Annotated in this window: 11 protein-coding genes; 7 read left to right on the top strand and 4 right to left on the bottom strand. The window is 70.9% G+C overall.

All coding sequences use genetic code 11. The features are described from left to right. Positions 1–397: 397 nt before the first annotated feature. Positions 398–1,327, top strand: coding sequence for a hypothetical protein (locus E0F75_RS37145; RefSeq protein WP_229315385.1), 930 nt, complete (start codon positions 398–400; stop codon positions 1,325–1,327). A gap of 14 nt (positions 1,328–1,341) precedes the next feature. Here the strand turns inward: E0F75_RS37145 and E0F75_RS37140 are convergent, their stop codons facing one another. Together E0F75_RS37140 and E0F75_RS37135 are read right to left on the bottom strand one after the other, a co-directional pair. Then, positions 1,342–3,750 carry a cation-translocating P-type ATPase gene (locus tag E0F75_RS37140; RefSeq protein ID WP_229315384.1) on the bottom strand — a complete coding sequence of 803 codons (2,409 nt, stop codon included), beginning with the start codon at positions 3,748–3,750 and terminating at the stop codon, positions 1,342–1,344. Between the two features lie 136 nt (positions 3,751–3,886). Further along, positions 3,887–4,234 (bottom strand): DUF2530 domain-containing protein, encoded by a 348-nt coding sequence (locus tag E0F75_RS37135; RefSeq protein WP_229315383.1) that lies wholly within the window; start codon positions 4,232–4,234, stop codon positions 3,887–3,889. A gap of 147 nt (positions 4,235–4,381) precedes the next feature. Between E0F75_RS37135 and E0F75_RS37130 the strand changes: the two genes are divergently transcribed. Beyond that, the gene (locus tag E0F75_RS37130) at positions 4,382–5,833 is read left to right on the top strand and encodes an NCS2 family permease (protein WP_229315382.1); all 1,452 of its coding nucleotides are present in this window, start codon (positions 4,382–4,384) and stop codon (positions 5,831–5,833) included. Here the strand turns inward: E0F75_RS37130 and E0F75_RS37125 are convergent. Continuing rightward, positions 5,803–6,057: a BrnA antitoxin family protein gene (locus tag E0F75_RS37125; protein WP_229315381.1), complete on the bottom strand. Its 255-nt coding sequence runs from the start codon at positions 6,055–6,057 to the stop codon at positions 5,803–5,805. The two genes, E0F75_RS37130 and E0F75_RS37125, sit on opposite strands and share 31 nt — an antisense overlap. Before the next feature lie 210 nt (positions 6,058–6,267). Here E0F75_RS37125 and E0F75_RS37120 point away from each other — a divergent pair, with 210 nt between their 5' ends. The 3 genes from E0F75_RS37120 (at position 6,268) to E0F75_RS37110 (ending at position 10,660) form a co-directional block, all read left to right on the top strand. After that, on the top strand, positions 6,268–6,711 hold the full coding sequence (locus E0F75_RS37120) for a MarR family winged helix-turn-helix transcriptional regulator (RefSeq protein WP_055600160.1): 444 nt from the start codon (positions 6,268–6,270) through the stop codon (positions 6,709–6,711). A 26-nt stretch (positions 6,712–6,737) separates the two neighbouring features. Continuing rightward, on the top strand, positions 6,738–8,075 hold the full coding sequence (locus tag E0F75_RS37115; protein WP_229315380.1) for an MFS transporter: 1,338 nt from the start codon (positions 6,738–6,740) through the stop codon (positions 8,073–8,075). Positions 8,076–8,389: 314 nt separating this feature from the next. After that, positions 8,390–10,660: a VCBS repeat-containing protein gene (locus E0F75_RS37110; protein ID WP_229315379.1), complete on the top strand. Its 2,271-nt coding sequence runs from the start codon at positions 8,390–8,392 to the stop codon at positions 10,658–10,660. A gap of 118 nt (positions 10,661–10,778) precedes the next feature. Here E0F75_RS37110 and E0F75_RS37105 read toward each other — a convergent pair whose 3' ends face one another. Beyond that, complete coding sequence (locus tag E0F75_RS37105) at positions 10,779–11,285, bottom strand: GNAT family N-acetyltransferase (RefSeq protein ID WP_229315378.1); 507 nt, start codon at positions 11,283–11,285, stop codon at positions 10,779–10,781. Positions 11,286–11,366: 81 nt separating this feature from the next. On the opposite strand from E0F75_RS37105, the gene E0F75_RS37100 reads away from it, so the two are divergent. Together E0F75_RS37100 and thpR are read left to right on the top strand one after the other, a co-directional pair. Continuing rightward, complete coding sequence (locus E0F75_RS37100) at positions 11,367–13,661, top strand: VCBS repeat-containing protein (protein ID WP_229315377.1); 2,295 nt, start codon at positions 11,367–11,369, stop codon at positions 13,659–13,661. A gap of 108 nt (positions 13,662–13,769) precedes the next feature. Continuing rightward, a complete protein-coding gene (thpR, locus tag E0F75_RS37095; RefSeq protein ID WP_229315376.1) occupies positions 13,770–14,342 on the top strand; it encodes an RNA 2',3'-cyclic phosphodiesterase in 573 nt (190 codons plus the stop codon). Positions 14,343–14,439: the final 97 nt, after the last annotated feature.

Genomic DNA, 14,439 nt, shown 5'->3' with positions numbered 1-14,439 from the left:
CCCTTGACGCACCACCGGAAGGAGCGACTCTCGGAAAGAGGGCGGTCCCACCCGACACTCACGCACCCGGCCCACCCTGAGGGCCTGGTCCTTGAAGTCGCAGGCCGTCTCGTTCCCTTGCCGCCTCCCGGCCGGCGGGCGCTCTGGCCGGGGCGTGGCACGCCGCGTCCCGGTTCTGCTCGACCCCCTGTAATTAACGGGAGAGAACTCACCAACCCACCCCTCCCGCTCCCCAACTCCCCAGGCCACACGATCGGGTGAAGGTCCGTCCGGAACGCGGACAGGTGGGGTTGGGGGTGCGGTACGGTCAGCGCCAATAGCGGCATATGACAAGTCGGCCCCCGTCAGAACTCAGAATCCTGACGAGGGCCTAGTAACCAGGAAGTAGCGCTTCCCAATGACTTACCCGCAGTCTAACGCGGCCCTGTCCGCGCGCCCCGTTCCGTTCGAGATCCCCCTTGACGCGCCTCGCTCCGGGGTCATCCACGTACGGCACTGGCACACCGACCGGTTCACCGTCGTCGGCAACCACCTCGCCCAGCACCCGTGCCTCTCGGCCGCAGCGATCGGGCTCGGTGTCTACATCCAGTCGCTGGCCGACGGCACCGACGTCACGGTCAAGACGCTCACCCTGCGGTTCCGGGAGGGCGAGATCACCATCCGACGCGCGCTCAACGAGCTTGTCGTGGCGGGGTACGTGGAGCGGCGGCGCGTTGCGCTCGGCGGGGGCCGGTTCGCCACGCGGACGCTGTCCTACGACAAGCCCGGGTGCGGGGCAGGCAGTCGGCGGGACACAGCCGTCCCCGAGGCCGCCGCCGCACAGGCCGAGGCGGTCGAGGCGGTCGAGGCGGTCGACTCGGGCGAGTCGGACGCGGGCCCCGTGCCGGTCGGCGCGCCCGAGGCCGAGTGCCTCCCCGTACCGGAGCCCGAGGCCCGTCCCGTACCGCCGCAGGCGTCCGTCCTCCACGGGCCCGCCGCCGACATCCTCGCTCGGCTTCGGACCGTCGACTCCCGGTTGTTGCTCTCCTGGCGGGACGTCCTCCGGCTCGCCCCCGGTGTCGAGGAGTGGCTGGCCAGGGCGGCGAGCCCCGCGCAGGTGCTCCGTACGCTCACGGCCGCCCTTCCGCCCGCGCACGTACCCATCCACCACCCCGGCTGCTTCGTCGAGTTCCGGCTCTCCGCGCTCCTGCCGCCTCCGCTGGCCGCCGTACCGCCGCCGTCGGTGACCGACGGGCCCCCGCCGCTCGTGAACTGCGACGGGTGCGACCGTGCCTTCCGCAGTCACGACCCGGACGCCGGCTGTGCCGACTGTCGCGTCGCCGCCTGACCGGGGCGGCAGGGTTACGCCGGGAACCTTCGGTCCACCCAGCGCCATGCGACCTCAAGGAGCAGGCCGCCCGCCGCTGCGATCGCCACCGCTGCCCATGGCAGCGTCGTGCCCACCAGCTTCAGGGCGAAGAAGTCCTGGAGCCAGGGGACGACGAGAACCAGGAGGAACGCGCCTCCCATCGTGGCGACCAGGGTGAGGCGCCACCAGGTGTACGGGCGGGCGATGATCGCCAGGACCCACATCGAGACCAGGAAGAGGGTCAGGGTGGCCGCGCTCGTCTCCGCCTCCAGGGCGCCTTCGCCGCTGTAGTGGTGGCGGGCCAGGAGGTACGTCGTGAACGTGGCCGCCGCCGCGATGACGCCGCCCGGGATCGCGTACCGCATCACCCGGCGTACGAAGTTCGGCTTCGCCCGTTCCTTGTTGGGGGCGAGCGCCAGGAAGAAGGCCGGGACGCCGATCGTCAGGGTGGAGAGCAGGGTCAGGTGGCGGGGGAGGAAGGGGTACTCCACCTGCGAGCACACCACCAGGACCGCCAGGAGGACCGAGTAGACCGTCTTCGTCAGGAAGAGGGTGGCCACTCGGGTGATGTTGCCGATGACCCTCCGGCCCTCCGCCACCACCGACGGGAGTGTCGCGAAGCTGTTGTTCAGGAGCACGATCTGGGCCACCGCTCGCGTCGCCTCCGAGCCCGAGCCCATCGAGACGCCGATGTCCGCGTCCTTCAGGGCCAGGACGTCGTTCACGCCGTCGCCCGTCATCGCGACCGTGTGTCCGTGGGACTGCAGCGCCGCCACCATGTCCCGCTTCTGCTGCGGTGTGACCCGGCCGAAGACGGCGTTCTCGTCGAGGGCCTTCGCCATCTCCTCCCGGTCGGTGGGGAGGGTGCGGGCGTCCACCGTGTTCGCCGCGCCCGGCATGTCGAGCTTTCCGGCCACCGCGCCCACCGAGACCGCGTTGTCGCCGGAGATGATCTTCGTGGCGACGTTCTGGTCGGCGAAGTACGCGAGCGTGTCCCCGGCGTCCGGCCGCAGTCGCTGTTCCAGGACGACCAGGGCCGTCGGGTGCGCGCCGGTCGCGACCTCGGGGGAGTCGAGTTCGTTCGCCGTCCGCGCGAGGAGCAGGACCCGCAGGCCCTGTTCGTTGAGGTGGTCGATCTCCGTGAGCGTCGGGTCCCCGGCGGGCAGGAGGACGTCCGGGGCGCCCAGCAGCCATGTCGAGTTCTCGCCGTTGCCCTCGCTGAACGCCGCCCCGCTGTACTTCCGCGCCGACGAGAACGGCAGCGCCTCCGTGCACCGCCACTCCACCGTGTCCGGGTAGGCGTCGATGATGGCCTGGAGGGAGGCGTTGGGGCGGGGGTCCGACTCGCCGAGTGCGCCGAGGACCTTTCGTACGTATGCCTCGTCCGCGCCGTCGAGGGGACGGAGCATCGAGACGTCCATGCCGCCCTCGGTCAGCGTGCCCGTCTTGTCCAGGCACACGACGTCCACGCGCGCGAGGCCCTCGATCGCCGGCAGTTCCTGGACGAGACACTGCTTGCGCCCGAGTCGTACGACTCCGATCGCGAAGGCGACCGAGGTGAGCAGGACGAGTCCCTCGGGGATCATCGGGACGATGCCGCCGACCGTACGGGCGACCGCGTCCTTGAAGTTGTTGTCCTTGACGACGAGCTGGCTGATGACGAGCCCGATCGCGGTCGGGACCATCATCCAGGTCACGTACTTGAGGATCGTGGAGATGCCCGTACGCAGTTCGGAGTGGACGAGCGTGAAGCGGGAGGCCTCTTCGGCGAGCTGCGCCGCGTAGGCCTCGCGGCCGACCTTGGTGGCGGTGAACGCGCCGCCGCCGGCGACGACGAACGAGCCCGACATCATCCGGTCGCCGGGCTTCTTGACGACCGGGTCGGCCTCGCCGGTGAGCAGGGATTCGTCGATCTCCAGGCTGTCGGCCTCCGCGACCTCGCCGTCGACGACGACCTTGTCCCCGGGGCCGAGTTCGATGAGGTCGCCGAGGACGATCTCGGAGGTGGAGAGTTCGGCGGCGACGCCGTCGCGCCGGACGGTGGGTTTCGCCTCGCCGATCACGGCGAGTCCGTCGAGGGTCTTCTTGGCGCGGAGTTCCTGGATGATGCCGATGCCGGTGTTCGCGATGATCACGAAGCCGAAGAGGCTGTCCTGGATCGGCGCCACGAAGAACATGATCACCCAGAGCACGCCGATGATCGCGTTGAAGCGGGTGAAGACGTTGGCGCGGACGATGTCCGTGGTCGAGCGGGAGCTCCGTACGGGGACGTCGTTGACCTCGCCGCGGGCGACGCGTTCGGCGACCTCGGCGGAGGTGAGTCCGGCGGGACGGTGGACAACGGGCGGCCCCACCGCCTCGGCCTCGCTGCCGCCCGTGTCGATCTTCGCCCGCTGAGTCATGTTTTCGACGGTACGACCGGAATCGACCGTTCACATGCCGAGAAGGGCGAATCTCAGACCGGGGGAGGAGGGGAATAGTTCTCCGGTGCTACGGCGACGGCTACAGGTGCGGCGACGGCGACGGCTGCGGCGACGGCTACGGCTGCGGGTGCGACTCGGGACCCTCGGGCGACTCCGTCCCGTCAGGGTTCCCGGCAGAGGTTCCGGCAGAGGCCCCGGCTTCGGCCTCCGCCGCGCGCGCCGCCTCGTGCCGCTTGATCGCCGCGTCCCGCTTCCGTACGTACCAGATGCCGATCAGGCCGAGTCCCGCGCCGGCGAGGCAGGTCCACACCCACCAGGTCAGGTCCCGGTCGTCGAACCAGCCGTAGAACGGGACCTGGACGAGGAAGAGGACGAACCACAGGATCGTTCCGCCGGTGATGGTGGCGACGACGGGCCCTTCGAGGGGCTCGGGTGCCTCGTGCTTCGGTGTCCACTTCGCCATGAGGGTCAGTCTAGGTGGCGGGAAATCGTATCTACGCGCGGAGATAGACGCTCGCTCGTTCATGTGTTCATACTGAAACGGTTTGCCTCTGGCGGGTTTCCTTCGTATGAACCGCCAAACGGACGTCTCCCGAAGAGGAACCCCCCCATGAGCACCACGGCCACCGCCAAGGCCATGCCCCCCGAGCCCTCCGCTCCCCAGGAGCCGGCCTCGGGTATCGACCGCTACTTCAAGATCTCGGAGCGCGGCTCGACCGTCGCGCGTGAGATCCGTGGCGGTTTCGCCACCTTCTTCGCGATGGCCTACATCATCGTGCTGAACCCGATCATCCTCGGCAGCGCCAAGGACATGTACGGGCACCAGCTCGACAGCGGCCAGCTCGTCACCGCCACCGTCCTCACGGCGGCGTTCTCGACGCTCCTCATGGGCGTCATCGGCAACGTCCCGATCGCCCTCGCCGCCGGCCTCGGCGTCAACACGGTCGTGGCGCTCCAGCTCGCGCCGAAGATGTCCTGGCCGGACGCCATGGGCATGGTCGTCCTCGCCGGTGTCGTCGTGATGCTGCTCGTCGCGACCGGTCTGCGCGAGCGCGTGATGAACGCGGTCCCGGTCGGCCTGCGCAAGGGCATCGCGATCGGTATCGGCCTCTTCATCATGCTGATCGGCCTCGTCGACTCGGGCTTCGTCTCCCGCATCCCCGACGCCGCGCACACCACCGTCCCGCTCCAGCTCGGTGGCGACGGTCACCTCACCGGCTGGCCGGTGCTCGTCTTCATCCTGGGCACGCTCCTCACCCTCGCGCTGATCATCCGCAAGGTGCCGGGCGCGATCCTCATCTCGATCGTCGTCATGACGATCGTGGCGATGGTGGTCAACGCGGTCGCGACCGTCCCGTCCTGGGGTCTGACCACTCCGGAGTGGCCGGGCAACCCGGTCGCCTCGCCCGACTTCGGTCTGGTCGGTGAGGTCAGCCTCTTCGGCGGCTTCGAGAAGGTCGGCTACCTGACCGGCGTCCTCTTCGTCTTCACGGTGCTGCTGTCCTGCTTCTTCGACGCCATGGGCACGATCCTCGGTGTCGGCGACGAGGCCAAGCTGATCGACAAGGACGGCAACTTCCCCGGCATCAACAAGGTCCTGCTGGTGGACGGCCTGGCCGTCGCCTCCGGCGGTGCGACCTCCTCCTCGGCCACCACCTGCTTCGTGGAGTCCACGGCGGGCGTCGGCGAGGGCGCGCGCACGGGTCTCGCCTCGGTGGTGACCGGCGGTCTGTTCTCGGTGGCGCTGTTCCTCACGCCGCTGGCCACGATGGTCCCGTCCCAGGCGGCCACGCCCGCGCTGCTCGCGGTCGGCTTCCTGATCCTGGCCGGTTCGGTCAAGGACATCGACTGGAGCGACTACACCATCGCGGTGCCGGCGTTCCTGGCCATGGTGATGATGCCGTTCACGTACTCGATCACGAACGGCATCGGCATCGGCTTCATCGCGTTCAGCGTGCTGCGGCTCGCGGCCGGCCGGGGCCGTGAGGTCCCGGTGGCCATGTACATCGTGTCGGCGGTCTTCGTCTTCTACTACGCGATGCCGGCGCTCGGCCTCACGTGATCGCGGGGGGTGTCGGTCGCCGTGTCGGCCGCCGACTCCCCGTCCGCCTCCCCGTAGAACTTCTCCGTCTCGTCGACGGCGGTCTTGAACCGCTCGTCGAAATCCTCGCGAATGAGCGTCCGGACGACATAGTCCTGGACGCTCATTCCTCTTTTCGCGGCGTGACTCCTGAGCCGGTCGAGCAGCTCACCGTCGATGCGCAGGCTGAGCACTGTCGATCCCATGTCGTTCAGGGTCGGGGCAGCCGGGGCTCCTTTGCGTCACTTTCTGGATCCGACTCACTCGTTTGGGTGATACATGGATGCGGAAGCGTGATCTGCGTGCGTGCGGTTCACGCGTGGGTGCAGGCGTGCGGGTGTCGACGGGTGTGATCCGTGCGACGTGAGCGTGTCCCCGTTGGTATTTAGGAAGAGTAATGAGTTAGGCTAACAAACATGCCTGACCTGTCCCACGGCACAGCCGACGACGCCGCGGCCGTGAACGCGCTCCGCTCCTCCGTCATGCGACTGGGCCGACGCCTCAAGCACCAGCGCGTCGACGAGTCGCTGAGCCCCACCGAGATGTCGGTGCTCGGCACCCTCGCGCTCTGCGGCTCCGCCACACCCGGCGAGCTGGCCCGCAAGGAGCACGTCCAGCCGCCGTCGATGACCCGCATCGTCGCGCTGCTCGAAGCCAAGGGACTGGTCCGGCTGGAGCCGCACCCCGACGACCGCCGGCAGAAGGTGGTCAGCCAGACCGAGCAGGCCGAAGCCATGCTCGAAGAGTCCCGCCGCAAGCGGAACGCCTGGCTGGCCTCCCTCGCCGAGGGCCTGGACGAGGACGAGTGGGCCAAGCTGCGCGCGGCCGCTCCCGTCCTGGAGAAGCTCGCCCACCTGTAGTCCACGCGCCAAGGAGGCGACGCACTTTGAGTACGGGACCCGGAGCAGACTCCGCACCCGTCCACAAACCCACCCTCGACACCCGCGGGCGGGGGGAAACCTTCTCCTCGCTCAGGATCCGTAACTACCGGCTGTTCTTCACCGGCGCGATCGTCTCCAACACCGGTACCTGGATGGCCCGCATCACCCAGGACTGGCTGGTCCTGAGCCTCACCGGCTCGGCCGCCGCCGTCGGCATCACCACGGCCCTGCAGTTCCTGCCGATGCTGCTCTTCGGCCTCTACGGCGGAGTCATCGCCGACCGCTACCCGAAGCGGCGCCTGCTGCTCGTCAGCCAGGCAGCCCTCGGCCTCTGCGGCATCGCGCTCGCCGTCCTCACGCTCTCCGGCAACATCCAGGTCTGGCACGTCTACCTGATCGCCTTCCTCCTCGGCATGGTGACCGTCGTCGACAACCCGGCCCGGCAGGCCTTCGTCTCCGAGATGGTCGGCCCCGACCAGCTGCGCAACGCCGTCTCCCTGAACTCGGCGAACTTCCAGTCCGCGCGGCTCGTCGGCCCCGCCGTCGCCGGTGTCCTCATCGCCGGAGTCGGCAGCGGCTGGGCCTTCCTCCTCAACGGCCTGTTCTTCCTCGCGCCCCTCACGAGCCTCCTGCTCATGCGGACGAGCGAGCTCCACAAGGTGGAGCGCGCCCCGCGCGGCAAGGGCCAGCTGCGGGAGGGCCTGCGCTACGTGGCCGCGCGACCGGACCTGATCTGGCCGATCGTCCTCGTCGGCTTCATCGGCACCTTCGGATTCAACTTCCCGATCTGGCTCATCGCCTTCTCCGGCGACGTCTTCCATGTCGGCGCAGGCGCGTACGGCTTCCTCAACACCCTCATGGCGGCCGGCTCGCTCGTGGGCGCCCTCGCGGCGGCCCGGCGCGGCTCGACCCGGCTGCGGATGCTGGTGATCGCGGCGGCGGTCTTCGGCGTACTGGAGATCGCGGCGGCCCTGTCGCCGACGTTCTGGCTGTTCGCGCTGCTGCTCGTCCCGATCGGCATGATCGGCCTCACGGTCAACATCACCGCGAACTCCGCCGTCCAGATGGCGACGGACCCGGCCATGCGGGGCCGGGTGATGAGCCTCTACATGATGGTCTTCGCCGGTGGTACGCCGATCGGCGCGCCGCTCCTCGGCTGGGTCACCGACACGTACGGCGCCCGCGTCGGCTTCGCGACGGGCGGCGTGATCTCCCTGACGGCGGCGGTCGTCGTGGGCCTGGTCCTGGCCCGGGTGGGCGGCCTCAAGGTCGCCTGGGCCTGGCGCCACGGGCACCCACAGGTGCGGTTCGTGGCGCGGGAACGGCTGGCGACGGCTGCGTGACGGCCAGGGCCTGTCCGACCCTGATCCGCTGGACAGGCCCTAGGGGAGCGCGATACCGCCAGGTCCGAGTTCCGCCGTACCTGCAGATCACGTACAACCCTCGCCGTCCCTCGAAAGTCTGAACGGTTGTCGCGTGCGCCGACGTGCGCGTGACGACCGGTCCACCGGGGGGGACGGCGCGGTGCACTCCGCGCGCCCCCCGCCGACATCGTCGGCGGGGGCGCCGTCGGTCGCACGCGAGGCCTTCCGGCCGTGCTCGGGGCCCCCGTCTCCCCTTCCGACTGCAGAAACGGACAGCAGTGCACTCTTCCCGCATGACAGGTCGCCGGCTGGCCGCCGCGACCCTCGTCCTGGCCACCGTCACCGGCACTCTGGCCGCCGCCCCGGCGTTCGCGGCTCCGGCGACGGGCGCCCTCTCCTCGGGCACCCTCGCCACGGAGACCGGGACGCAGCAGCAGGACCCCTTCGACCTGCCCGACGACTCCTCCTTCCGCGGCAGCGGCCCGTCGGGGTTCCTCACGTCTCATTGGGCCTCCGGCGTGGCCGTGTACCGCTGGACGCGGTACGAGGACGGCTCCGTGACCGCGCTGCCCGCGGGCACCGACACGAGCAGGACGTACTACGAGGCCGGCGCCCGGTCGGACGTGGTCGTCGGAATCAGCTCCACGCCCACCGGGCGCGTCTACAGCTTGTACGACATGGGTTCCGGGGGCACCGACCCCGTCGTGATCGACGCGAGCCACCTGGGCGACACCAGCAGTTTCAGCCTCCTGGCCGGCTCCACCGTCGTCGTGACCGCCCGGGAGTCCGACGGCGGCACCGCCGTCCACCTCCTCAGCAGCAAGGACGGCCAGACCGTCGACAGGACGGTGCAGGGGCTGCCCGGCACCATCGGAGCCGTCCACATGAGCACGCCCGACACCGTGGTGGTCCAGTACTCGCCGACCACGGACACGACCGTCCGGCGCGCCGCCCTGGTGGACGTCGCCACGGCCACCGTCGTGGAGGACCGGCCCCTGGCCGGAGCGGGCTCCGACACACAGGACGTCGCCGCGTCCGCCACCCACCTCGCCTGGGCCGAGACCACCGCCACCGGTGACGCGGTCCTGCGGGTGGCGCGGCGCGGGCAGGACGCCTCGGAGCGCATCCCGCTCGGGAAGGGCAAGCGGCTCGGCGCCGAGTTCCTGGGCGACTGGGTCGCGTACGGCCTCACCGGTAGCTTCTACGCCCCGACGGTCAACCCGCTGAACGCCCTCACGGCCCGCTCGCTCAAGGACGGCCGGACGGTCAAGCTCCTCGACCTGGTGAGCGGCATGGTCAGCGACGGCGACGACGGGATCCTCGTGGACGGCGCGACCGTCAAGCACGGCCGAGGTCTCTTCCGCATCACCGCAGGCCCCGAGGGCGACCCGGTCGTCACGCCGGTGGCGCTGACCGGTCAGCCGATCGTCCTGCAGCTGACCGGCCAGTCCGTCCCCACCACCGCCGACTTCAGCAAGGGCATCTTCGATCCGACCTGGCAGTTCGCCGCGTACGTCAGTACGGCCACGGTGCGGGTCGAGGTGAAGCACACGGCCTCGGGGAGGCAGTGGACCCAGGACACGTATCAGGACCTGGACGGGCGCGCCCAGGCGAGGTGGTACGGCAGGTTCGACAACGGCAGAGCCGTCCCGCACGGCTCCTACACGTGGCGGATGACGGCCCGGACCCGAAACGGCATCGGCCCCGTCTACGAGCGGAGCGGCACCTTCACCGTGGGCGGCCGGCTCGCCCCGCACGGCTTCACCAACAGCAGCCGGCCCGACCTGCTCTTCAAGGGGGGCAACTCCCTGGCCGCCTTCGACGTCGGCGAGATCTACGCCACCCATCTCCCCGAGCCACCCATGGACTGGCCGTCCGCGGAGTGGAGCACCGCCGGATGGGGCGTGTACGACCACCTCGTCACACCCGGCGACATCGGTGGCGCGGCGCACGCGGACGTGCTGGGCCGTGACCGGTACGGCGTGCTGTGGCAGCACCTGGGCACCGGCGATGTCAGGAAGCCGTTCGCCCCCCGCACCCGCGTCGGCACCGGCTGGCAGGCGTACCGGCTGCTCACCGGAGGCTCCGACCTGACCGGTGACGGCCGCCCGGATCTGGTGGGCGTCGACAACGCCGGTGTCCAGTGGCTGCACAAGGGAACCGGCAACTGGAGCAAGCCCTTCGCCGGCCGCGTGAAGGTGGGCGGGGGCTGGGGTGTCTACAACCTCGTCACCGCCACCGGCAACCTCGCCGGCGGCCCCGCCGGTGACCACGTCGCCCGCGACAAGGACGGCGTCCTCTGGCTCCACCTCGGCAAGGGCGACGGGACGTTCGCGCCGCGCACCCGCATCGGCGGGGGCTGGAACCGGTACGCCACGATCACCGCTGTGGGCGACATCGACGGTGACGGCCGGCCGGACCTCTTCGCGGCGGGCGGCGCGGGCGCCGAGGACGACGCGCTTGCCGTCTACCAGGGCACAGGTCGATGGGCGACGCCGTTCGCGGACCCCAGGAAGATCTACAACGTGCACTACCTCTGGGGGGCGACGACGGACCTGTACTGACGCCGGGTGTCCGGAGCCCTCGCGAGGGCTCCGGACAGGGAGAGCGAACGGGCCCCGGTCCCGGGCTCCGGGTCCTGTGCCGTCACCCGCCCCGGTCTCGGTCCGCGCCCCGGTGCCGTCACACCCGCCGCTCCAGCACCTGCCCCTCCCAGTCGCCCACCAGGAACGTCTCGGTGCGTGTGAAGCCCTGCCCCTCGTAGTACGCGACCAGCCGGCCCTCGCTGCCCGCGAAGCAGTCCACCCGTAGCAGCGACACCCCCTGCCGCCGGGTCTCCTCCACCGCGTGGGCGAGGAGCGCCGCCCCGACCCCGTGCCCGTGGAAGCGCGCGTCGGTCGCGAGGAGACGGACGTACACCTCCGGCTCGTCCGCCCGCGGCACGTGCTTGCCCGGGTGCGGGGTCAGCGTCATCGTGCCCGCCGGTACGCCGCCGATCTCGACGATCCACGGATCGCCCTCGGCCATCGTGTCCTCGACCTGCTTCACCGCCTTGGGCCGCCCGGAGAACGACTCGGTGCCCCACTGCGCGGTGATGCCCTTGCCGTTGAGCCACACCACGGCGCTGTCCAACACCGCGAGTATCGCGGGGAGGTCCTCCGCCGCGCCCTTCCTGATGCCGATCTTCATTCGACGGAGCCTAGCCGTACAACCATTCGACGGGCTGGGGGGTCGTGAAGGTCGTATCCATCAAATTGGGGAGGATTACACGTGCGTTTCACCCTGGGGCGCCGGCGTCTGGCGATCTCCGTCGGCGTCGTGCTCACCGCCGTGACGGCCGCATCGCTGACCGTCCCGGCCGCGTCCGCCGCCGCCACGCTCGCCCCGGCCGGGCCGGCGTCCGCCTCCCCGGCCGCCGCGCCGGTCCCGGTGCCGTTCCTGGCCTCGGGCGGCAAGCTGCTCGGCGCCGGGAAGACCGGCTTCCTCTCGCAGGACCACGCGGGCACGGCGCGCTGGACCCGCTACGCGGACGGGGTGTCGAAGGTCGTCGCGAAGAGCGAGAGCGAGTACGTCGTCGGCTCCGGCGCGGGCTCGGACCTCGTCGTGGTCGCGCACGAGGTGGCGCATGCGGGGGCCGAGGAGATCTACACCTCGACCGTGAAGGTGTACGACATGGCGACGGGTGCCGCGCCCGTCACCCTCGACCTGTCGGCGAGCCCGGAGACGCACGGGTTCCTCGACCGCGCCGTGGGCTCGACCCTCCTGGTGAGCGACCGTCGGCAGCAGAAGCTGAAGCTGATCGACATCAGCGGCGTGAAGCCGACCGTCCGCACGGTGCCCGGCACGTACTTCGAGCCCGAGTGGATGTCCGACACCCTGCCCGACGCGGCGGTCGCGCGGAACTACCGTGAGGACCTGGTCGTCGACCTGAAGACCGGGCAGGAGGTCGGCAGGTACCAGCTGGCCGCGGAGCCCGGCTGGCCGAAGCCGTACATCGCGCCGTCCTCCTTCCTCTCGCCGACCCACGTGGCCTGGACGGAGCGGACCGACGACAAGCTGGTCCTCGCCACGGCCGTACGGGGACAGAGCGAGGTCGTGCGTACCCCGCTCGGCCCCGACGACTCGACGGAGATCACCGGCAGTCTGCTGGGCGACTGGTTCCTGTGGGGAGCCACCGACGGGAACGCCACCCCGTGGCACGCGTTCTCGGCCCGCTCGCTGACGGACGGGTCGACGGTCAAGCTCCTCGACCACGCCACGCACGCCGCCAAGGGCCCCGACGGCACCCTCCTCGTCCTCGGCGTCACCGCCAAGGACGGCACGGGGGTCTACCGGGTGTCGGCCGGCGCGGACGGGCGGCCGGCGGCCGAGCTGATCGCCTCCACCGGCGAACCGAACGACGGCGCCACCCCCCTGGCGTACGTCGGAGGTGCCCCGGCCACCGTCAACCTGGACGGCGTCGCCAGGGCCCGGCTGTCCTGGAAGTTCTCCACGACGCGGGCGGACCTCACCGTCGAGCTGAAGAGCAAGGTGACGGGGCAGAAGTTCCGGACGGTCGTCCGACCCGCCTCCGGCACCGGGGCGTACCCGGACGGATCCCTCGGGTTGGCCTGGGCCGGCGAGGTGGCGGACTCCCCCTGGGAGCCGAAGTCCGCCCCCAACGGCGCGTACGAGTGGACGGTGACGGCCAGGCCGTGGAACGGCATGCCGTCGGCCACGACCACCGGCACCCTCACCGTGGTCCGCACCCCCAGGGCGCACGACTACGACCACAACGGGGCGCCGGACCTGATCGCACGGGACAAGGGCGGCTACCTCCATCAGCTCAGCACGCGCTGGGACGACGCGACGGGGCGGCTCGTCAGCCTGCGGAGCGGCTTCTCCGGTATGTCCGGCTGGAACGTCTACGACCGGATCGAGTCCGTCGGCGACGTCGCCGGCGCGAACTCCGCCGACCTGGTCGCCCGCGACCGGACCGGCGTCCTCTGGCTCCACCGCGGTCGCCCCGCCGACAGCCCGTACATCAGCGGCTTCGAGCCCCGGGTGCGGATCGGCGGCGGGTGGAACACGTACGCGCAGCTGACCGGTGGCAGTGACCTGACCGGTGACGGGCGGGCCGACCTGGTCGGCCTCGACAAGGCGGGGGACCTCTACCTCCACAAGGCGACCGGCTCCCCCGACGTTCCCTTCGCCGCGCGCAAGAAGATCGGCTACGGCTGGGGGATCTACAACCAGATCACCGCCACGGGCGACATCGGCGGCGCCGCGACCGGAGACCTCGTCGCCCGCGACAAGGACGGCGTCCTCTGGACGTACCTCGGCAAGGGCGACGGCACGTTCGCCGCGCGGACGAGGATCGGGGGCGGCTGGAACGCGTACGCCGACATCGTCGGCATCGGCGACGGCAACAAGGACGGCCGCCCCGACGTGTACGCGCGGACGCCGGCGGGCACCGCGTTCTTCCACCCCGGTACGGGGAACTACAAGGTCCCGTTCGCGCCGCGCTCGTCGACCCAGGTCGGCACCGGGCAGAGCGCGGGGCAGCCGTACGACCAGGTCTCCTGACCCGGGGCCACTCCGGCCCGGGGCGAGGCCCGCCCGGGTCGGAGCAGCGGCGGTGAGACCCGGCCCCGGGTCTCACCGACCGGGCCGGGGGCCTGCCAGACTCTCCCCATGAGGCTTTTCGCCGCCGTCCTGCCGCCGCCCGAGCAGCTGGACGAGCTCGGGCACGTCGCCGACCGTCTGCACCGGCTGCCCGGGGCCGACGGGCTCCGCTGGACCTCACGGCCCGGCTGGCACCTCACGCTCGCCTTCATGGGGGAGGTCGACGAAGAGCTGCTGCCCGAGCTGAGGGTCCGGCTCGCCCGGGCCGCGCACCGCACACCGCCGTTCCCGCTGCGGCTCCACGGCGGCGGGCACTTCGGGCGGCGCGCGCTGTGGGCCGGGATCGCCGGGGACCTGGACGAGCTGCGGCTGCTCGCCGAGCGCGCCGACGCCGCCGCGCGCAGGGCCGGGGTCGCCATGGACGAGCACCGCCGCTATCAGGCGCATCTGACGGTGGCCCGCGCGCGGGGCGACGAGGTGGACCTGCATCCCTTCCTCGACGGGCTCGGCGGCTTCGAGGGGACTCGCTGGGAGGTGGGTGAGCTGGCCCTGGTGCGTTCGAACCTGCCGGTGAGCGGGGTGCGGGGCGAGCAGCCGCGGTACGAGAAGGTCGACGGCTGGCCCCTTGAGGGCTCGGGGTGAGGGAGCCGGCTCAGGGAGCCGGGGTGAAGGTCGTGGTGAACGGCCGGGTAACCTCGAAGGGTGGATCCCAAGACCCGTAACCGCATCATGGCCGGCG

The sequence above is a fragment of the Streptomyces sp. CB02980 genome (genome assembly GCF_014451325.2).
GTDB lineage: Bacteria > Actinomycetota > Actinomycetes > Streptomycetales > Streptomycetaceae > Streptomyces.
This window is presented reverse-complemented; position numbering and strand designations above follow the sequence as displayed.